The organism is Vibrio sp. 2134-1 (assembly GCF_033339495.1).
Genome location: NZ_JAWOUS010000801.1, coordinates 1 through 556 on the forward strand (window position 1 = coordinate 1; position 556 = coordinate 556).

At 43.2% G+C, this 556-nt stretch carries 1 pseudogene; it reads right to left on the bottom strand.

Annotation, left to right across the window (positions count from 1 at the left end):
- Positions 1-438, bottom strand: a pseudogene (locus tag R7R78_RS28620) (methyl-accepting chemotaxis protein); the annotation flags it as partial.
- Between the last annotated feature and the right edge of the window lie 118 nt (positions 439-556).

The window sequence follows — 556 nt, forward strand, 5'->3', positions numbered from 1 at the left end:
AAAGAATGGCGCTAAGTAGCCGTCGCTATTAAAGCCAAGGCTTTTGTCTTGAATCGTTAGCTCAACCCACGATGGCTTTTCCCATACCATGTAACCAGCAAACACAGCTTTGTTCTGAGCTTCTAGCGACGCAATAAACTGTTTAACAATAATGTCTGGCGTCGCGGCCGTCTCTGCGCTTAATTCGATAATTGAACGCGCTTGCTTTAGGTTCGCCAACACTGGCTCTAACTGGTTGGAAATATTCAGCCCTTGCTGAATCGCCGTATTGCTCAGGTCGGTCGTGGTGGCTTCGTTCAGTTGAGATTTTACTTTTGTAGTGATTTGTTCATTCACTTGCGTGAACGCATTGGTTGTCATACCCATTGCAATCAATAGAGTGAAGGCCATTGCCCCACCCGCACTGACAGCAATTCGAGTGCGTATACTGTTAAACATGATAGCCTCACAAATTGATTTTTATCTGGCATTAAGCATTGGAAGGATCATGGATTTTAAACAAGTAAAGTTAATAGGAGACTTTCGTTTATGAACAGATCAAGAACAGAAAATGTAG